This is a genomic window from Streptomyces sp. NPDC047971, from assembly GCF_040653355.1.
Classification (GTDB): domain Bacteria; phylum Actinomycetota; class Actinomycetes; order Streptomycetales; family Streptomycetaceae; genus Streptomyces.
Map to the genome: position 1 here is coordinate 61,389 of NZ_JBEZNW010000028.1, position 19,063 is coordinate 80,451.

General features: G+C 72.6%; 19 protein-coding genes. 3 read left to right on the forward strand and 16 right to left on the reverse strand.

Annotated features, from left to right (window positions below):
- Window positions 1-78 precede the first annotated feature (78 nt).
- Complete coding sequence (locus AB0D99_RS24615; protein ID WP_362366098.1) at window positions 79-966, reverse strand: helix-turn-helix transcriptional regulator; 888 nt, start codon at window positions 964-966, stop codon at window positions 79-81.
- A gap of 92 nt (window positions 967-1,058) precedes the next feature.
- Between AB0D99_RS24615 and AB0D99_RS24620 the strand changes: the two genes are divergently transcribed.
- On the forward strand, window positions 1,059-2,447 hold the full coding sequence (locus AB0D99_RS24620; RefSeq protein ID WP_362366101.1) for an MFS transporter: 1,389 nt from the start codon (window positions 1,059-1,061) through the stop codon (window positions 2,445-2,447).
- Between the two features lie 6 nt (window positions 2,448-2,453).
- Here AB0D99_RS24620 and AB0D99_RS24625 read toward each other — a convergent pair whose 3' ends face one another.
- From AB0D99_RS24625 to AB0D99_RS24645, 5 genes are all read right to left on the reverse strand, one after another.
- Window positions 2,454-2,807, reverse strand: a complete 354-nt coding sequence (locus AB0D99_RS24625) for an MmcQ/YjbR family DNA-binding protein (protein ID WP_362366105.1) — start codon at window positions 2,805-2,807, stop codon at window positions 2,454-2,456.
- Window positions 2,804-4,090 carry a hemolysin family protein gene (locus tag AB0D99_RS24630; protein ID WP_362366108.1) on the reverse strand — a complete coding sequence of 429 codons (1,287 nt, stop codon included), beginning with the start codon at window positions 4,088-4,090 and terminating at the stop codon, window positions 2,804-2,806. Before AB0D99_RS24630 ends, AB0D99_RS24625 begins: the two co-directional genes overlap by 4 nt.
- 7 nt (window positions 4,091-4,097) lie before the next feature.
- The gene (gene ybeY / locus AB0D99_RS24635) at window positions 4,098-4,595 is read right to left on the reverse strand and encodes an rRNA maturation RNase YbeY (protein ID WP_362366111.1); all 498 of its coding nucleotides are present in this window, start codon (window positions 4,593-4,595) and stop codon (window positions 4,098-4,100) included.
- A 12-nt stretch (window positions 4,596-4,607) separates the two neighbouring features.
- A complete protein-coding gene (locus AB0D99_RS24640; RefSeq protein WP_362366114.1) occupies window positions 4,608-5,630 on the reverse strand; it encodes a PhoH family protein in 1,023 nt (340 codons plus the stop codon).
- Between the two features lie 105 nt (window positions 5,631-5,735).
- Window positions 5,736-6,851, reverse strand: coding sequence for a PfkB family carbohydrate kinase (locus AB0D99_RS24645; RefSeq protein WP_362366117.1), 1,116 nt, complete (start codon window positions 6,849-6,851; stop codon window positions 5,736-5,738).
- Between the two features lie 264 nt (window positions 6,852-7,115).
- On the opposite strand from AB0D99_RS24645, the gene AB0D99_RS24650 reads away from it, so the two are divergent.
- Window positions 7,116-8,474: an MFS transporter gene (locus tag AB0D99_RS24650; protein WP_362366120.1), complete on the forward strand. Its 1,359-nt coding sequence runs from the start codon at window positions 7,116-7,118 to the stop codon at window positions 8,472-8,474.
- A gap of 128 nt (window positions 8,475-8,602) precedes the next feature.
- Here the strand turns inward: AB0D99_RS24650 and AB0D99_RS24655 are convergent, their stop codons facing one another.
- Genes AB0D99_RS24655 through AB0D99_RS24680 form a run of 6 tightly spaced genes read right to left on the reverse strand, consistent with a single transcriptional unit; the run spans window position 8,603 to window position 14,433 of the window.
- Window positions 8,603-9,601: an adenosine deaminase gene (locus AB0D99_RS24655; protein ID WP_362366123.1), complete on the reverse strand. Its 999-nt coding sequence runs from the start codon at window positions 9,599-9,601 to the stop codon at window positions 8,603-8,605.
- 4 nt (window positions 9,602-9,605) lie between these two features.
- On the reverse strand, window positions 9,606-10,508 hold the full coding sequence (locus AB0D99_RS24660; RefSeq protein WP_362366126.1) for a ribonuclease Z: 903 nt from the start codon (window positions 10,506-10,508) through the stop codon (window positions 9,606-9,608).
- A gap of 3 nt (window positions 10,509-10,511) precedes the next feature.
- The gene (locus tag AB0D99_RS24665) at window positions 10,512-10,871 is read right to left on the reverse strand and encodes a histidine triad nucleotide-binding protein (protein ID WP_362366207.1); all 360 of its coding nucleotides are present in this window, start codon (window positions 10,869-10,871) and stop codon (window positions 10,512-10,514) included.
- Window positions 10,872-10,925: 54 nt separating this feature from the next.
- Entirely contained in the window at window positions 10,926-12,014 is a 1,089-nt protein-coding gene (locus AB0D99_RS24670) for a tetratricopeptide repeat protein (protein WP_362366129.1), read from the reverse strand.
- Entirely contained in the window at window positions 12,014-13,093 is a 1,080-nt protein-coding gene (locus AB0D99_RS24675; protein ID WP_362366132.1) for a tetratricopeptide repeat protein, read from the reverse strand. The genes AB0D99_RS24670 and AB0D99_RS24675 overlap by 1 nt, the downstream gene beginning before the upstream one ends.
- Window positions 13,090-14,433, reverse strand: coding sequence for an AAA family ATPase (locus AB0D99_RS24680; RefSeq protein WP_362366135.1), 1,344 nt, complete (start codon window positions 14,431-14,433; stop codon window positions 13,090-13,092). Before AB0D99_RS24680 ends, AB0D99_RS24675 begins: the two co-directional genes overlap by 4 nt.
- Window positions 14,434-14,529: 96 nt before the next feature.
- On the opposite strand from AB0D99_RS24680, the gene AB0D99_RS24685 reads away from it, so the two are divergent.
- Window positions 14,530-14,931, forward strand: coding sequence for a hypothetical protein (locus AB0D99_RS24685; protein WP_362366138.1), 402 nt, complete (start codon window positions 14,530-14,532; stop codon window positions 14,929-14,931).
- A 13-nt stretch (window positions 14,932-14,944) separates the two neighbouring features.
- Here the strand turns inward: AB0D99_RS24685 and AB0D99_RS24690 are convergent, their stop codons facing one another.
- From AB0D99_RS24690 to hrcA, 4 genes are all read right to left on the reverse strand, one after another.
- Complete coding sequence (locus AB0D99_RS24690) at window positions 14,945-15,688, reverse strand: 16S rRNA (uracil(1498)-N(3))-methyltransferase (RefSeq protein WP_362366141.1); 744 nt, start codon at window positions 15,686-15,688, stop codon at window positions 14,945-14,947.
- Window positions 15,685-16,761: a nitronate monooxygenase gene (locus tag AB0D99_RS24695; protein ID WP_362366144.1), complete on the reverse strand. Its 1,077-nt coding sequence runs from the start codon at window positions 16,759-16,761 to the stop codon at window positions 15,685-15,687. Before AB0D99_RS24695 ends, AB0D99_RS24690 begins: the two co-directional genes overlap by 4 nt.
- A 73-nt stretch (window positions 16,762-16,834) precedes the next feature.
- A complete protein-coding gene (dnaJ, locus tag AB0D99_RS24700; protein ID WP_362366147.1) occupies window positions 16,835-17,974 on the reverse strand; it encodes a molecular chaperone DnaJ in 1,140 nt (379 codons plus the stop codon).
- Window positions 17,975-18,994: a heat-inducible transcriptional repressor HrcA gene (gene hrcA, locus AB0D99_RS24705; RefSeq protein WP_137989367.1), complete on the reverse strand. Its 1,020-nt coding sequence runs from the start codon at window positions 18,992-18,994 to the stop codon at window positions 17,975-17,977.
- Window positions 18,995-19,063: the final 69 nt, after the last annotated feature.

Here is a 19,063-nt window from a genome sequence, read left to right on the forward strand (position 1 = left end):
CCCCGGGTCAGCCCGCGGGTTCCGGGGTGCAGGCCCCCCTGGATCAGCCCGCGGGTTCCGGGGTGCGGGCCCCCGGGATCAGCCCGCGATCGGGTACATCGCGCCGCGCCGCCCCTCCGGCGACACCAGCCACTCCAGCTTCGCGGCGGTGTCGCCCTGCGGCAGCGCGGTGTGCATGACGATCGTCAGGTCCGGGCGGGCCGGCACCCGCAGTTGCGTCGATTCCACGTGCAGGACGCCGACGAGCGGGTGCTCGATCGCCTTGCGGATCTGCCCGCCCGGGGAGATGTCCTGCCGCTCCCACAGTTCGGTGAACTCGGCGCTCGCCGCCTTCGCCTCCTCCACCACCGCGCGGAACCCCTCGTCGTCGGGGCACTCCGAGCACGCGGCCCTGAACTGGGCGACGACCTGCGGGGCGAGCCGTCGCCAGTCGGTCGACCGGGAGCGGTAGATGGGGTCGGTGAAGAACGAGACGAGGCAGTTCTGCGAGATCTCCGGACGCATCCCGAGGACGACGGACGCCGACTCGTTGTACATGATCGTGTTCCAGTACGCGTCCATGATGTGCGCCGGGAACGGCATCCACGCGTCGATCAGCCGGCGCAGCCCCGCGCACATGTCACGGGCCTCCGGATCGACCTCCGGCGCGGGCGGGTTGAGCCCGGCGAGGACGTAGAGATGGCGACGCTCCGCGCCGCTGAGCCGCAGCACCCGCGCCACCGAGTCGAGCACCTGCGGCGAGACGGTGATGTCCCGGCCCTGCTCCAGCCACTGGTACCAGGAGACCCCGACGCCCGCGAGGACGGCGACCTCCTCACGGCGCAGGCCGGGCGTACGGCGACGGGCGCCGCCGTCCGGAAGGCCGGCCTCGGCCGGGGTGACCCGGGCCCGACGGCTCATCAGGAACTCGCGCAGCTGGGCCAGTCGGTGCCCTCTGGCGTCCCTGCTCTCGACCGCTGTGGCCACGTGTGCTTCCTCCCCCGGGATGCCTGGTGGTGCGACCAACAGGATAAGTTCCCGCTCCCCTCGGTTGTTCCCGCCCGCCGAAGGTGGTTGCCATGGCAACCACCCTCACTCCCCCGGCGCCGGCCCCACCGGCCCTGACCGGCCGCTCCCGGCTCATCCTCTTCGTGCTGTGCGCCGCCCAGTTCATGGTGGCCCTGGACTTCTCCGTACTGAACGTGGCGCTGCCCGTCCTCGGCGCCGACCTCGGTCTCGACGCGTCCGCGCTGCAGTGGGCGGTGACCGCCTTCGCCCTGCCGTCCGGCGGGTTCCTGCTCCTGTTCGGCCGGATCGGCGACCTGTACGGGCGCAAGAAGCTGTTCCTCGCCGGTCTCGCGCTCTTCGGCGCGGCCTCGCTGCTCGCCACCTTCGCCTGGGACCCCGCCTCCTTCCTCGCCGGGCGCGCGCTGCAGGGCCTGGGCGCGGCCGCCATCGTGCCGACCGGCATGTCCCTGCTGACCACCACCTTCCCCGAGGGCCCGCAGCGCGAGCGGGCACTCGGCATCTCGGGCACCCTGCTCTCGCTCGGTTTCACGATCGGGATGGTCCTCGGCGGCGTCATGACCGACACCCTCGGCTGGCGTTCGACGATGGGCCTGCTCGCGCTGTTCACCCTGATCGTGCTGCCGCTCGCGCCCGGCCTGCTGCCCGAGTCGCGCACCCCTGACCGGCCCCGGCTCGACGTGCCGGGCGCGGTGACCGTGACCGGTGGTCTGCTCGCCCTGATCTACGCCCTGTCGACGGCCGCCGAACGCGGCTTCGGCGGCGCGGACGTCCTGGTGACGCTGGCGGCCGCGGTCCTGCTGCTCGGCGCGTTCGTGGTCGTCGAGTCGAGGCACGCGGCCCCGCTGGTCTCGCTGCCGATGCTGCGTCGGCGGACGATCGCGTTCGGCAATCTGGGCGGTCTGGTCACCTTCTCGATGATGTCCGCGGTCGTCTTCGCGCTGACCCTCTACCTGCAGGGGACCCTGGGGCTCTCCGCCTTCGCCACGGGCCTCGTCTTCGGTGTGCAGGGCGTCGTGTCCGTGCTGGCCGGGACGGTCGCCCCGAAGGTCATCGGCCGGTTCGGCGCCCGCCGCGTCCTGGTCCTGTCGCTCGTGGGGCAGGGACTGTTCGTGGCGACCCTGCTCGCCATCGGCCCGGAGTCGGGGGCGGTCATCGCCGCCGTCGGCGTCTCGCTGGCGTCCATGTGCCATCTGGGCGCGATCATCTCGTACGGAGTGACCGTCACCTCCGGCGTCCCGGACGAGGAGCAGGGCCTGGCGACCGGTCTGGTCACCACCACCCAGCAGGCCGGCCTCACCGTCGGGATCCCGCTGCTCGGGGTGCTCGCCACCACGGGCGAGGACCTGTACGGAGGGGTCCGCACGGTCCTCGCCCTGGACGCGGCGATCGTGCTCGTGACGGCGGTGCTGATCGGCCTGGGGCTGCGGCGGAGGTCCTGAACCCCGCTACGGCCGGTCGAGGCGGAGCCGTACCGCCTTGGGCAGGCTCGCGACCACCAGGTCGTAGGAGTCCTCGATGAGCTCCCGGACCATCCGGTCCGGGAGCCCGCCGACCGTGACGGTGTTCCAGTGGCGCTTGTTCATGTGGTAGCCGGGGGCGACGGCCGGGTACTCCTCGCGGAGCCGCACGGCCTCCTCCGGCTCGCACTTGAGGTTGACGCTCAGGGGCCGGCCGTCGAGCGCGGCCAGGGCGAACATCTTTCCCGCGACCTTGAAGACGGAGGTGTCGGGGCCGAAGGGGAACTCCTCCGTCGCGTCGTTGAAGTCCAGGCAGAAGGCGCGCAACTGGTCGGGGGTCATTCCGGCTTCTCCTCCGGTTCCACGAGCACGGTGACGATCTTGTTCCGTCGGCCGGCCGGGGACTCGGCGGTCAGCCGCAGCATCCGGCCGTCCGGCAGTTCCACCTTCGCCTTGGCGCCCGCGATCGGCACCCGGCCCAGCGCCTTGGCGAGGAGTCCGCCCACGGTCTCCACGTCCTCGTCGTCGTACTCGTCCGGGCCGAAGCCGTACAGCTCGCCGAGGTCGCCGATGTCGAGGCGGGCGGTGACGCGGTAGCGGGCGTCGCCCAGTTCCTGGACCGGCGGCAGCTCACGGTCGTACTCGTCGGTGATCTCGCCGACGATCTCTTCCAGGATGTCCTCGATCGTGACGATCCCGGCCGTGCCGCCGTACTCGTCGATGACGACGGCGACGTGGTTGCGCTCCTGCTGCATCTCGCGCAGCAGGTCGCCCGCGTTCTTGGTGTCCGGCACGAAGGCGGCCGCGCGCATCGCCGTGGAGACCAGGTCGGCCTCGGCGTCGCGGTTGATGTGCGTCTTGCGGACCAGGTCCTTCAGATACACGATGCCGACGATGTCGTCCTCGTTCTCACCCGTGACGGGGATCCGCGAGAAGCCGGAGCGCAGCGCGAGCGTGAGCGCCTGACGGACGGTCTTGAACCGCTCGATGCTGATCAGGTCGGTGCGGGGCACCATGACCTCGCGTACGAGCGTGTCGCCGAGCTCGAAGACGGAGTGCACCATCCGGCGCTCATCGTCCTCGATCAGCGACTCCTGCTCGGCGAGGTCGACCATGGCCCGCAGCTCGGCCTCCGAGGCGAAGGGGCCCTTGCGGAAGCCCTTGCCGGGAGTGAGCGCGTTGCCGATGAGGATCAGAAGCTGCGGGATCGGGCCCATGATCCGGGCCAGCGGCAGCAGGACGTACGCGGAGGCGGTCGCCGTGTTCAGCGGGTGCTGCCGGCCGATGGTGCGCGGCGAGACGCCGACGGCCACGTACGACACCAGCACCATCACCGCGATGGCGACGAGCAGCGCCTCCCAGGTCTCCGGGAACTCCTCCAGGCAGGCGTACGTGACGAGGACCCCGGCCGCCATCTCGCAGGAGACGCGCACGAGCAGCGCCACGTTGAGGTAGCGGGTCGGGTCCGCGGCGACCTGGGCGAGCTTCTCGGCGCCGCGCCGCCCCGACCGGACGGCCTCGTCGGCGCGGAAGCTGGAGACGCGCGCGATACCGGCCTCGGCGCAGGCGGCCAGCCAGGCGACGATCACGAGGGCGACCGCGCCGAGGATCAGCGATGCGTTCATCGGGGGCTCAGGAGACGGTCGGCGCCGGGGACGGGCCGGTCAGGCCCTTGTCCGCGCGCCAGCCGTCGACGATGGCCGCCTGGAGGCCGAACATCTCGGCCTTCTCGTCGGGCTCCTCGTGGTCGTAGCCGAGCAGGTGCAGCACTCCGTGGACGGTGAGGAGCTGGAGCTCCTCGTCCATGGAGTGCTGCGTCGGCGCGTCCTTCCCCTGCTGGGTGGCGACCTCGGGGCAGAGCACGATGTCGCCGAGGAGCCCCTGCGGGGGCTCCTCGTCGTCCTTCGCCGGCGGGCGGAGCTCGTCCATCGGGAAGGACATGACGTCCGTCGGGCCCGGCAGGTCCATCCACTGGATGTGGAGCTGCTCCATCGCCTCCGCGTCCACCACGATCACCGACAGCTCGGAGAGCGGGTGGATCCGCATCCGCGCCAGGGCGTAGCGGGCGATGTCGAGGATCGACTGCTCGTCGACCTCGGTTCCGGACTCGTTGTTGACGTCGATCGACATGGTGCTTCTGCGCTACTTCCCGTTGCGGCTGTCGTACTGCTCGTACGCGTCGACGATACGGCCGACGAGCTTGTGCCGGACGACATCCTGCGACGTGAGCATCGAGAAGTGGACGTCCGGGACGCCGTCGAGGATGTCCCGGACCTGGCGCAGGCCGCTCTTGGTCCCGCCGGGGAGGTCGACCTGGGTGACGTCACCGGTGATGACGATCTTCGATTCGAAGCCGAGGCGGGTGAGGAACATCTTCATCTGCTCGGGGTTCGTGTTCTGCGCCTCGTCGAGGATGATGAACGCGTCGTTGAGCGTGCGTCCTCGCATGTAGGCCAGCGGCGCGACCTCGATCGTGCCCGAGGCCATCAGCTTCGGGATCGAGTCGGGGTCGAGCATGTCGTGCAGCGCGTCGTACAGCGGCCGCAGGTACGGGTCGATCTTCTCGTAGAGCGTGCCCGGCAGGAAGCCGAGTCGCTCGCCGGCCTCGACGGCCGGCCGGGTCAGGATGATCCTGGTGACCTGCTTGGACTGCAGGGCCTGGACCGCCTTGGCCATGGCCAGGTAGGTCTTGCCGGTACCCGCGGGGCCGATGCCGAAGACGATCGTGTGCTTGTCGATCGCGTCGACGTACCGCTTCTGGTTGAGGGTCTTGGGGCGGATGGTGCGGCCGCGGCTGGAGAGGATGTTCTGCGTCAGCACCTCGGCCGGGGTCTCCTGGCCTGCCTCCGCCTTGCCGTTCTCGCTCGCCCTGAGCATGGCGATCGAGCGTTCCACTGCGTCCTCCGTCATCGGCTGTCCGGTGCGGAGCACCAGCATCATCTCGTCGAACAGGCGCTGGATCAGAGCGACTTCCGCCGCCTCGCCCACCGCGCTGACCTGGTTGCCCCGGACATGGATGTCGGCCTTCGGGAACGCCTTCTCGATCACGCGGAGGAGCGCGTCACCGGAGCCGAGAACGGTCACCATCGGATGCTTGGCGGGGACGGTGAAGTGGGCGCGGGCCTCGCCCGGCGCGCCCTTGGGGGCTGTGGGTGTCTGAGTCATGGGCCGGCACTGTGGCCTGCACATACCTCCTGTTGCAGGGTTCTCGCTGCTCGACAACCTCTGGGCTACAAGCCTACGACTTGTCACTGACAAGGCCGAAGGCTTTTACGAGTGCGCGGCCCGGAAGCCGATCGTCGGGACCGCCCGGCGCAGCGGCCAGGGGCGGGTCGCCGCGGGGAGGAGGGGTTCCAGGAAGGCGTAGCGGCCGCGCAGGGCCTCCGGGTCCTGGCAGACGTGTTCCTGGACGTGCTCCCACCAGGCGGCGACCTCGCCCCAGCCCGGCGCGGAGAGGGAGCCGCCGAACTCCTGCACCGACAGCGCGGCGATGAGCCCCGCGAAGGCCAGCCGGTCGGCGAGCGGCCAGCCCGCGAGCGTCCCGGTGACGAATCCGGCCACGAAGACGTCACCGGCACCGGTCGGGTCGAGGGCGGAGACCTCGATGGCGGGCACCTCCGCGGTCTCGCCGGTGGCCCCGTCGACCGCGTAGGCGCCCTCCGCACCCAGGGTGACCACCGCGTAACGGACCTTGTCCGCGAGCGCGCGGGCGGCGGCCCGGGGGCAGTCGGTGCGGGTGTACCGCATGGCCTCCTGCGCGTTGGGCAGGAACGCCTCGCAGTGCTCCAGGTCGGTGAGGCCGTTCAGGTCCCAGCGGCCGGTGTCGTCCCAGCCCACGTCGGCGAAGACCTTCGCGCCGCCGCGTGCTGCCTGCGCGACCCACTCCTCGCCGCGCCCCGGCACCAGCGAGGCGACCGCGGCCCGGGCGTACGGCGGGTAGGCGGGCAGGGCGCCGTCCAGGGGCGGCGCCTCGTGGCCGTGGGAGACCATCGTGCGCTCGCCCTCGTACGCCATGGAGACGGTGACCGGGGAGTGCCAGCCGGGCACGGTGCGGGAGAGCGACAGGTCGATGCCCTCGCCCTGCTCCAGGGCGTCCCAGCAGTACTCGCCGTAGTGGTCGTCCCCGAAGGCGGCGGCGAGCGAGGTGCGCAGACCGAGGCGGGCGAGGGCGGTGGCCATGTTGGCGACGCCGCCGGGGCTGGAGCCCATGCCCCGGGCCCAGGACTCGGTGCCGCGCACCGGGGCGCTGTCGAGGCCGGTGAAGATGATGTCGAGGAAGACCGTGCCGGTGAGGAAGACGTCGCACTGGGGGTCGGTGGGCTCGCGCAGGCGCACCAACGGGTCGACCCCGGCGTCGTGTTGCTGGTCTCCCCTTGCTGTGCTCACGGCGGCCTCCCCGAACGTGGTGCGGATCAGGTCAGTGTGCCCGATGGGGGTCGGGGGACGGGGGTGACGGAGCCAGGAAATCGCGCTCGTCTACCCGGGGAATCCGGCCCCAAACCCATAGTGACCCAGATCACAGGACGATGGGGTGGATTTGGGCCTGTCCGGGCTTCTCCGCGCCCTCTGTTGCTTGATACACATGTCCCGCGATCCCGTGCAACACCGGGCGCTCCTCCCCCTCTCCGCTTTTTGTTCCCTGGAACGCCCATGTTGTCGCGCCCGCGTGCCCTGGGGCCCCTCGTCGCCCTGTTCACGGCCGGTTATCTCGCCCCGTACCTGCTGCCGACCGTCGTCGGCCGGCTCTCCGCCGGACTCGGTCTCACCCCGGCCCAGGCCGGCCTGGTGGGATCGGTCCTCCTCCTCGCCTCCGCCTCGGCCGGCTTCACCCTGGCCTCGCGCGTGGAGCGCCTCGGTCCGCGCCGCGCGGCGCGGGCGGGGCTGCTCGCCATGTGCGCCGGCTACGGCGCGGCCGCGCTCACCACGAGCGTTCCGCTGGTGATCGGCGGCGCGGTCGTCGGCGGCTTCGGCTCGGGCACGACGCTGGCCGTGGCCGCGGCGGGCATCGCGGCCCGGCAGGACCCGCACCGGGCGTCGACGCTGGGCCTGCTCTCGGTCTCGGCCACGGCCGGCGCGCTCTACCTCACCCTGCCCCACCTCGGCGGCGGCCACGCCCTGCCGTTCGCGTCGATCGCCCTGGCGGCGGCCCTGGTGTGGCCGCTGACGAGCGGCCTGGCGGACGGGGCCGGGCGAGCCGGCCGGTACGCGCGGACGCCGGGCAGGGCCGACCGCCACGCGGAGACACCGGGCGGCGGCTCGCCTCTCCCCCACCGGCGTTCGGGCCTCGTGCTCGCCGGCGCGATCCTGCTCTGGTCCATGGCGCAGAACGCCCTGTGGGGCGTGAGCGGGCGGATCGGCCTCACCCAGGCCGGACTCGGCGAGGTCACCGTCGGGGCGGTCTTCGCGGTGGCGCTGGGAGCCGGGCTGGCGGGTGTCACGGCGGCCGGGGCGCTCGGCTCGCGGCTCGGCCGCGCGGTGCCGATCGGGGCCGGTACCGCGATCATCGCGGGCTGCGTGCTGCTGAGTTCGCGCGCGGGGAGCCTGCCGGCCTTCGCGACCGGCGAGATCCTGTGGAACCTCTTCTACCCGGTCGTCCTGTCGTACCTGCTGGGCCTCGCCGCCTCCCTGGACCCGCGCGGCCGCTGGGCCGTGCTGGTCGGCTCGGCGTCCTCCCTCGGCGTGGCCTGCGGTCCTGTCGTCGGCAGCGTCCTGTCGGAGCGGGCCGGGTACCCGGGCATGGGCCTGGTGCTCTGCGCCCTGCTCCTGCTGGTCGCGGGACCGATGACGGCGGTGGCCCTGCACACCTCGGGGCGCCCGCTGGTCCCCGGCTCCGTCCGGCGGCGCGGCGGGGCCCCCGCGGCGGTGCTCGCGGGCACGACGACGGCCGCCACCGGCCTCGTCCCGCAGATGGGCGCGCCGGAGCAGGAGGTCACCGAGATCCCGGTCCCCTCCCGTCGCCGCGCCGACCGCCGGGCCTTCCGGCTGGCCCGCCCGAGCGACCGGGGCTGAAGGCCGGCACGGCCTGCGTTCCGTCAGACCGGGACGCGCCCGACGGGCACGCCCCCGCCGGGCATTTCGGACCGGGACGCCCCGGGGCGGGGACGCCCCCGCCCGGGACGCGCCGTCCCGCGCCCGTCCTACTCCGCGTCGAAGTCGTACGCCTCGACCTCTGCCAGGTACCGCGCCCTGCGCTCCTCGTCGTCGTCCAGGAACGACGCCTCGAAGGAGTTGCGGGCCAGCGTCCGGAGCTGCTCCCGGTCGAGCCCCAGCGCACCACGGACCGCGTCGAAGGTGTCGCCCACGTAGCCGCCGAAGTACGCCGGGTCGTCGGAGTTGACCGTCGCGACGAGACCGGCCTCCAGCATCGCCGCCAGCGGGTGGTCCTCCAGGACGTCGATCGCCCGCAGGCGGACGTTCGACAGCGGGCAGAGCGTGAGCGGCACCCGCTCGCGCACGAGCCGCTCCACCAGCTCGGGGTCCTCCACACAGCGCAGCCCGTGGTCGACCCGCTCCACGCCGAGGACGTCCAGCGCCTCGCGGATGTACGCCGGCGGGCCCTCCTCGCCCGCGTGGGCGACCTTGCGCAGACCGAGCGCCTCCGCCGCCGCGTACACCTCGCGGAACTTCGACGGCGGGTGGCCGACCTCCGCGGAGTCCAGACCCACGCCGGTGATCCGGTGGAGGTACGGCTTCGCGGCCTCCAGCGTCGCCATCGCGGACTCGGCGGACTCGTCCCGCAGGAAGCACATGATCAGCCGGGTCGAGACGCCGTGCCGCTCCTCGGCCCGGTCGAGGGCTCGGGCCAGCCCCTCGACGACCGTCCCGATCGGCACGCCGCGGGCGGTGTGCGCCTGCGGGTCGAAGAAGATCTCCGCGTGCCGCACGCCCTGCGCGGCCGCCCGCGTCAGGTAGGCGTCGGCGAGCTCGGTGAAGTCGTCGGCGGTGTGCAGGACGGCCATCAGCCCGTAGTACAGGTCCAGGAAGGACTGCAGATCGCTGAAGAGGTACGCCTTGCGGAGCTCCTCGGTGTCCGCGTACGGCAGGGTGACGCCGTTGCGCGCGGCGAGCGCGAACGCCAGCTCGGGTTCGAGGGTGCCTTCGATGTGGAGGTGGAGTTCGGCCTTGGGGAGGGGCATGGATCTATCTTTTCGGTAGGGGGACCCGCATGAGGTCCTGGGCAATGCTCAGCTCGCCGTCGAACCCGGCGGCCCTCGCCTGCCGTTCGAACTCCGCGGGATCGTTGTACCGCTGCGAGAAGTGGGTCAGGACGAGGTGCCGCACCCCCGCGTCGCGGGCGACCGCGGCGGCCTGTCCGGCCGTCAGATGGCCGTGGTCGGCGGCGAGCCGGACGTCCTCGTCGAGGAAGGTCGACTCGATGACGAGCATGTCGGCGCCCTCGGCGAGGGCGTGCACGCCGTCGCAGAGCCGGGTGTCCATGACGAAGGCGAACCGCTGCCCGCGCCGGACCTCGCTGACCTCTTCGAGCGTCACGCCGTTCAGGACGCCCTCACGCTGGATGCGGCCGACGTCCGGGCCCTTGATCCCGTGCGCGGCGAGCCGCTCGGGCAGGATGCGGCGCCCGTCGGGCTCGGTGATCCGGTAGCCGTACGACTCGACGGGGTGCGAGAGCCTGTACGCGTCCAGGGAGTACGCGTCGGTCACCGCGAGGGGCCCGTCGGCGGCCACCGGGGCCTCCCTCAGCTTCACCGTCTCGCGGTAGGCGGTCGCGTACCGCAGCCGTTCGAAGAACCGCTGCCCGCTCGCCGGGTAGTGCGCGGTGACCGGGTGCGGGACCTGGTCGAGGTTGATCCGCTGGATCACGCCGGCCAGGCCCAGGGAGTGGTCGCCGTGGAAGTGCGTGACGCAGATCCGGTCGATGTCGTGGGCCGCGACCCCCGCGCGCAGCATCTGGCGCTGGGTGCCCTCGCCCGGATCGAACAGGATGCCCTGGCCGTCCCAGCGCAGCAGGTAGCCGTTGTGGTTGCGGTGCCGGGTCGGGACCTGGCTCGCGGTCCCGAGCACGACGAGTTCACGTACGGACACGTCTTATCCGGGGGGCCAGTTGAGACCGCGGCCGCCGAGGACGTGCGCGTGGGCGTGGAAGACGGTCTGGCCGGCGCCGGCGCCGGTGTTGAAGACGATCCGGAAACCGCTGCCGTCGACCTTCTCCTGCGCGGCGATCTCGCCGGCCTCGCGCAGCACGTCGGCGGCGATGGTGGGCGCGGCGGCGGCGAGGCTGGCGGCGTCGGGGTAGTGGACGCGCGGGATGACGAGCACGTGCGTGGGCGCCTGCGGGTTGATGTCCCGGAACGCGAGGGTGGTCTCCGTCTCGCGCACGATCGTCGCCGGAACCTCCCCGTCCGCGATCTTGCAGAACAGGCAGTCGCTCTGCGGCTCTCCGGCCATGGCCCGGGCCTCCTCGCCTTGGTGATCAGTCACCCGGGCATCGTATCGGCCGTGTCACCGGCCGCGCTCGGCCTTGGGGGCGCGGCGCTGCAGGGCGGAGCGGCTCACCCAGTAGGTGATGATCACGATCCAGAACAGCGGATAGCCGAGCGCGCCGACCACGGCGGCGTCCAGCGTCCACAGCGCCATCGAGACCACCGAGTGCAGCCCGAGGAGTCCCACGGCGAGCGCCATGGCCAGCACAGGACGGCAGTTGCGTGCCACGAGGAGCAGCGGGCGGCGCAGCCGCGGCGGTACGCGCCGGGTGATCCACACCGCCCAGCCGGCCCAGCCGCCGACGAGGACGATCGCGCCGATCGCGTACGGGACGAAGCCCTCGGCGCCCGACGAGCCGGTCCGCAGCGACGCCGAGCCGATGGCGGCCGCGACGAAGCCGAGCAGGGCCACCCAGCGGGCTCCCGCGGCGGTGCCCCAGGCCATGGTCTCCAGGTTGTAGCGGGCCTGCCGGTCGTTCATGTCGAGGGCGGCGGACTCGACGAAGCCCTCGGCGGCCTTCGTCCATGAGCCGGGCTTCCGCCAGCGGCGGCGCAGATGCAGCAGGGAGAGGTTGTTGTGGGCCTCGCTGCTCTGCGGGTCGAGCCGCAGGGCCGTCTCGTACGCCTGCCTGGCGATGTCGTGGTTGCCCGCACGCTGGGCGGTGAGGCCGACGAGGAAGTGCGCGTCGCTCTGCTCGGGAGCCAGGGCGACGGCGGTCCGGGCCGCCTCGTACGCCTCACGGCGGCGCGCGGTGCGGACGGACCGGTCGAGGACGGTGCCGAGGGCGTAGTGGCCTCCCCAGTACTGCGGGGCGAGCCCGACGGCGTGCCGGGCGGCCTGCTCCGCCTCCTCGTACCTCTTCAGCGCGAGCAGGATGTGCGTCCGCATCAACCAGGCCGGCAGCGAGTCGGGTTCGTGGCGCAGGGCCTCTTCGACGGCGTCGAACGCCTCCTGCTCGTGGCCGAGGCGGTGCCGGCAGCGGGCCAGCAGGACCAGGGCGGCGGCGTCCTGCGGGTCGGTCGCCAGATGCTGGGCGGCGAGGGCGGCCGCCTGCTCGTACCGGCCGACGTCGAAGAGCGCGTCGGCCCGGTCCAGGGTGGGGCTCATCAGACCTTGTCCCGGTCATGGGTGATGCTCAGCAGGTTCGGTACGAGTCCCAGCCAGAACAGGATCTGGGGGACGGTGCGGTCGTCCCACGGCACGAGCACGATCGCCAGGGCGCAGAGCGTGGCGAGGGCGGCCTGCCCGAGGACGACGCGGGGCCAGAACAGCCGCCGTACGAGGTCGCGCACGGTCAGCCGCGCGCCGGTGCGCAGCCGCAGATAGCGGCGCAGGGCGCCGAAGCCCCAGACGGCCGCCATCAGCGCGAGCGCCCAGAGCCGGGTGCCGAGAGGGGCCGGGAGCTCCTTCGGCTCGTCGGAGGGGAAGACGTCGAGGGTGACGCCCGCCATCACCAGACAGAGCAGGGCGAGCCAGCGGGTGCCGCGCAGCATCCGGTAGACGGCCTTGTCGAGGTCCCTGCGCAGCCAGTTGGCGTCGGGGGCGGCGGCGAGGCCGTCGGCGTACAGGTCGGCGGCCTGCGCGGCGGTGGTGCCCGGCTCGGCGGCCTTGTCCTCGGTGGCCATCGTCACGGCGAGGGTGTTGGTGGGGTCGATCCGCAGGAGCTGGCGGACGGCCTCGTCGGCGAGGTCGGGGCGGCGGTTGAAGAGGGCGAGCTTGTACAGCGCCTCCCACGCCCGGGTCTCCTCCGGCGCCAGCCGGACGGCCTCCTGCGCCTCCGCGAGCCCCTCGGCGACCGCCGCCGGGTCGCCTCCCGGGAAACGGTCCCGTACGAAGGGCATCAGCTCGGCGCGCACGGCATGCGGCGCCCAGTAGTCCGGGTCGAGACGGATGCTCTCCCGCATCGCCTCCTCGGAGTCGTGGGGCCTCCCCAGCCCGCGGAGCGCGACGCCGCGTATGTAGTGACCGAAGGCGAAGTCGGGTGCGTGGGTGAGCGCCGCGTCGGCCGCGGCGAGGCCCTCGTCTTGCCGCTGCTCGGCGTTGAGGCAGCGCGCGAGCAGCACCAGGGCGTGGTGGTCGTCGGGGGCCTCGGCGATGCATCGGGCGACCCGCTCCCGGCTCTCGCGGAACCGGCCCATGGAGTAGAGCAGTTCGGCCTGTTCGAACTGCGGGTGCTTCACGCTCACAGCTTCCGCTTCTTCTTGAGGTAGGCGACGAGGTCGTCGTACATCCCGCCGTCGTTGGCGAACATCGCCACGTTGCGGGCGGAGGCGAACCAGGACTCGCTGGACGGCTTGATCTGCTTCGCCGCGCCCATCAGGTCCTTCATGTTGATCAGGCGCACGTTGCCGGTGCGGGCGGAGTCGAGGAGCGCGGACTCGGCGGCCGTCTCGCAGAGATGGGCGAGGTCGGCGCCGGAGAAGTCCTCGGTGACCTTGAGGAGTTTGCCCAGGTCGACCGATTCGATGGGGCGGTCGCGCAGGTGGTAGCGGAGGATCGCCTCGCGGGCGGGCGCGTCGGGCGGCAGCACGAGCAGGGTGCGGTCGAGGCGGCCGGGGCGGCGCAGCGCGAGGTCCACGTCCCAGGGGACGTTGGTGGCGGCGAGCACGAAGACGCCTTCGTTCTCGGCCCCGTCGATGCCGTCGAGCTCGGTGAGGAGCTGGTTGACGACGTTGCGCAGTCCGCTGTGGTGCGTACGGGAGCGCTTGGCGCCGAGGGCGTCGAGCTCGTCGAGGAAGACGACGCAGGGCGCCTGGGCGCGGGCGGTCTCGAAGATGTCGTGGACGTTCCGCTCGGACGACCCGATGTACATGTCGAGGATGTCCGAGAGCGAGACCGAGATGAAGCTCGCGCCGAGTTCGCCGGCGACGGCGCGCGCGATGAACGTCTTGCCGCACCCGGGCGGGCCGTAGAGCAGCAGGCCGCCGCGGAGCGACTTGCCGTACAGCTTGCGGAGTTCGGGGTTGCGCATGGGGGCGAGGAAGGCGGACTCCAGGCGGTCCTTGACCTCCCGCATCCCGCCGACGTCGGCGAGGCGCACGGCGCCGGGGGCGTCGACGTCCCAGGCGGAGGCGTCGCCCGGGTCGCCACTGCCGTCGGCGGTCAGCGGCTGCTCCAGATCACCGCCGGTACCGCTCTCGACGAAACGGGGCCCGACGAGGTCTCCGACCTCCTGCTCGGCCTTGTCCCAGTCGAAGGCGGAGGACGTGGCGGGGCGCTCGGGGGTCTCGGGGGCCGCCGGGGCCTCGGGGCCTGCGGAGGCCGAAGGGGCTTCGGAGGCCGGCGCGGTGGGGGCCTGCGGGACCCCGGGGGCGGCGGCGGGCAGCCCCATCGCGCGGACCATCAGCGCACGTGCCGCCGCGTCACCCGGCGCGTGCTGGAGCGCGACGGCCGCCTCGGCGACGGCCTCGTCCCCGCGGCCCTCGGCGAGGAGCAGTTCGGCGAAGTGGAGCCGCAGGGGCACGTCTTCGGGCGCGGCGGCGACCGCGGCGCGCAGACTACGGATCAGGGGGGACTCGTCGGCCATGCGGGTCAGCCTATGGAGGAACCCGGCGCCCTCGTCCACCGGGTTCCCGAACCATCGGCTTCCGAGACGACCGTGCCCCCGGACTAGGGTGGGCCGATGCGACGACACCGCGCACCGCGCCGGCTGGTGGTGGACGACACGGTCTGGGTCTGGACGGTCGGCCATCGGCATCCGCCGTGCCGGGAACTGCTGACGCTGCGCCGCGCCGACACCCCGCACGACCACCTGCGGCTGGTGTTCCAGGAGGGCCCGGGCCGGGTGACGCAGGGCGGGACGATGGGCCGGGGCCAGATCGCGGACACCGGAGACGGCTACCTCAACCTCAACAAGCCCGGAGTGGTGCGCCGATTCGTGGAGGAGGCCACGGCACGCGGTCTGCTCCCCACCGTCCCCGGCGGGCGCGAGATCGACGGCTGGCCGCTCTTCGACGCGCTGGTGACGCGGGAGAACGGGACGGACCAGGGGGATTCCCGTCGATCGGGCGCGGGCCCGGCCTGATCGGCGCGACGGGCTAGCTCCAGCGGCCGGTGCGGCCGAGGAGGAGCGCCGTGGCCGCCGTACCGGCCGTGGAGGTTCGGAGCACGCTGCGGCCCAGCCGGTACGGCTTCGCGCCGGCCGCCTCGAAGACCGTCAGCTCCTCGGGCGAGACGCCTCCTTCGGGGCCGACGATCAGCACGATCTCGCCCTCGGCCGGGAGCGGGGCGTCCGCGAGCGCGCCGCTGGGGTGGTCCCGGTCCTCGTGCAGCACCGCGGCGAAGTCGGCGTCGGCGAGGAGCGCCGCCACCTGCTTGGTGGTCATGGCGTCGGCGACCTCGGGGAAGCGGGTACGGCGCGACTGCTTGCCGGCCTCGCGCGCGGTCGCCCGCCACTTGGCGAGGGCCTTCAGCCCGCGCTCGCCCTTCCACTGGGTGATGCAGCGGGACGCGGCCCACGGCACGATCGCGTCGACGCCCGTCTCCGTCATGATCTCGACGGCCAGTTCACCCCGGTCGCCCTTGGGCAGCGCCTGGACGACGGTGATCCGCGGCGCGGGCTCCGGTTCGGCCTCCGTCGCCGACACCTGGACGGTCAGCTGGTCCTTGCCTTCGGCGGCGAGCACGACACACGCGGCGGACGCGCCCCGCCCGTCGGTCAGGACGAGCTCCTCCCCCGCGCGCATCCGCTTCACGGAGACGGCGTGACGGCCCTCGGGGCCGTCGAGGAGGAAGGAGCCGGGACCGGGGACGGCCTCGACGACGAAGACGGGTGCGGTCATGAAGCGCTCCTGTGGGCCTGCGCGGTCAGTGCGGTGTCGAGTTCGGCGGCCAGCACCTCGACCAGTTGCCCGGCCGGGAGTTCGCGGGCCAGCCGGTGCCCCTGGCCGGCCCACAGGGCCATGCCCTGGGCGTCGCCCGCGGTGGCGGCGGCCTTGCGCAGCGGGGCGGTGAGGTGGTGGACCTCGGGGTAGGCGGCGGGGGCGTACGGCCCGTGTTCCCGCATGAAGCGGTTGACGAGCCCGCGCGCCGGCCGCCCGGAGAAGGCGCGGGTGAGCTCGGTGCGGGCGAAGAGGGGGTTCGTCATGGCCTGCTTGTGCAGGGCGTGCGCGCCCGACTCGGGGCACACGAGGAACGCGGTGCCGAGCTGGGCCGCGTCCGCCCCGGCGGCGAGGACGGCCGCGATCTGCGCGCCGCGCATGATCCCGCCGGCCGCGACGATCGGGAGCTGGACGGTCTCGCGGACCTGTGTGACGAGGGTGAGCAGCCCGGTTCCCCCGACGGAGGCGTCCGGGTCGTCACGGTGGGTGCCCTGGTGCCCGCCCGCCTCGACGCCCTGGACGCAGACCGCGTCGGCCCCGGCCCACTGAGCGGCCTGGGCCTCCTCGGGCGAGGTCACCGTGACGATCGTGTAGGTGCCGGCGCGGGCGAAGGCGTCGAAGGTGTCGCGCCGGGGGCAGCCGAAGGTGAACGAGACGACGGGGACCGGGTCCTCCAGGAGGAAGGCGAGCTTCGCGTCGTACGCGTCGTCCCGCCCGCTGTCCGGGTCCCCGAGCGGCGTCTCGTACCAGGTGGCCTCGCCCGAGAGCTGGTGGCGGTAGACCTCGACGGCGGCCGCGTCCGCGGGCTGCCCGCTCTGCGGCATGAAGAGGTTGACGCCGAAGGGCTGCCCGGTGAGCCCGCGCACCTGCTTGATCTCCTGGTACAGCCCGCCGGCGGTCTTGTACCCCCCGGCGAGGAACCCGAGCCCGCCGGCCTCGCACACGGCTCCGACGAGCTGCGGACTGGAGGCGCCACCCGCCATGGGGGCCTGCACGATCGGATACCGGGAGAGATCGTTCAGTGCGGTGGACATGGGGGCATCGTGTCATACGGAAGGGCGACACCCGCTCCCCGCGGATGCCGCCCTTCCAGGCACAACGCTCGCCCTACCGGCCGTTGAACGCGTCCTTCAGCCGCGAGAACAGGCCCTGCTGCCCGGGCTGGAACTGGCCGGTCGGCCGCTCCTCGCCGCGCAGCTTCGCCAGCTCGCGCAGCAGGCGCTCCTGCTCCGGGTCGAGCTTCGACGGCGTCAGCACCTCGACGTGCACGATCAGGTCGCCGCGGCCGCCACCGCGCAGGTGCGTGATGCCACGCCCGTGCAGCGGGATCGACTGGCCGGACTGCGTGCCCGGGCGGATGTCGACCTCCTCCAGACCGTCGAGCGTCTGCAGCGGCACCTTGGTGCCGAGCGCGGCCGCCGTCATCGGGATGGTGACCGTGCAGTGCAGGTCGTCGCCCCGGCGCTGGAAGACCTCGTGCGGGATCTCGTGGATCTCGACGTACAGGTCACCGGCCGGACCGCCGCCCGGGCCGACCTCTCCCTCGCCCGCGAGCTGGATGCGCGTGCCGTTGTCGACACCGGCCGGGATCTTCACGGTCAGCGTGCGGCGCGAGCGGACCCGCCCGTCGCCCGCGCACTCGGGGCACGGGGTCGGGACGACGGTGCCGAAGCCCTGGCACTGGGGGCAGGGGCGGGAGGTCATGACCTGGCCCAGGAAGGACCGGGTCACCTGCGAGACCTCGCCTCGACCGCGACACATGTCACAGGTCTGCGCGGAGGTGCCGGGCGCGGCGCCCTCACCCGAGCACGTCGTACAGACGACGGCCGTGTCGACCTGGATGTCCTTGGTGGTGCCGAAGGTGGCCTCGTTGAGGTCGATCTCCAGCCGGATCATGGCGTCCTGGCCGCGGCGCGTGCGCGAGCGCGGCCCGCGCTGCGACGCCGTGCCGAAGAACGCGTCCATGATGTCCGAGAAGTTCCCGAAGCCGCCCTGGCCGAAGCCGCCGGCCCCACCGCCGCCGCCGGACGCGGACAGCGGGTCGCCACCGAGGTCGTAGACCTGCTTCTTCTGCGGGTCCGACAACACCTCGTAGGCGGCGTTGATCTCCTTGAAGCGCTCCTGCGTCTTCGGATCGGGATTCACATCCGGGTGCAGCTCGCGCGCGAGCCGCCGGAATGCCTTCTTGATCTCGTCCTGGGACGCGTCGCGGCGTACGCCGAGTACGGCGTAGTAGTCCGTGGCCACTTACGACTCCGCCAGGATCTGTCCGACGTAACGTGCCACTGCGCGTACCGCTCCCATCGTTCCGGGGTAGTCCATGCGGGTCGGTCCGACCACGCCGAGTTTGGCGACTGCCTCGTCGCCCGAACCGTAGCCGACCGCGACGACGGACGTGGAGGTCAGCCCCTCGTGGGCGTTCTCGTGCCCGATCCGTACGGTCATGCCCGAGTCCTTGGCCTCGCCGAGCAGCTTGAGGAGCACGACCTGCTCCTCCAGCGCCTCGAGCACAGGCCGGATCGTGAGGGGGAAGTCATGGCCGAAGCGGGTGAGATTGGCGGTGCCGCCGATCATCAGCCGCTCCTCGTGCTCCTCCACCAGGGTTTCGAGAAGGGTCGCGAGCACCGTCGACACCGTGCCGCGGTCCTCCGTCTCCTCGAACGACTCCGGTAGATCCTGCACCAACTGCGGCACGTCCGCGAAACGGCGGCCGACGACCCGGCTGTTGAGCCGGGCCCGCAGGTCCGCGAGCGAGGTCTCGCCGAACGGCGCGGGGCAGTCGATCATCCGCTGCTCGACCCGGCCCGTGTCCGTGATCAGCACGAGCATCAGGCGGGCGGGGGCGAGCGAGAGCAGCTCCACGTGCCGGACCGTCGAACGGGTCAGCGACGGGTACTGCACGACGGCGACCTGCCGGGTCAGCTGCGCGAGCAGCCGGACCGTGCGCCCGACGACGTCGTCGAGGTCGACCGCGCCGTCGAGGAAGTTGTGGATGGCGCGCCGCTCGGGCGTCGACAGCGGCTTCACGCCCGCCAGCCGGTCCACGAACAGCCGGTAGCCCTTGTCGGTCGGGATGCGTCCGGCGCTGGTGTGGGGCTGGGCGATGTAGCCCTCGTCCTCCAGCACGGCCATGTCGTTGCGCACGGTGGCGGGCGAGACGCCGAGCTTGTGGCGCTCCGTGAGCGCCTTGGAGCCGACCGGCTCCTCCGTCCCGACGTAGTCCTGGACGATGGCGCGCAGCACCTCGAGTCTGCGTTCGCTGAGCATCGCGCACACCTCCAGCTGTCGTATCGGTTTGCTCCCCTTTTGGCACTCGCCCTGTCCGAGTGCCAGGAA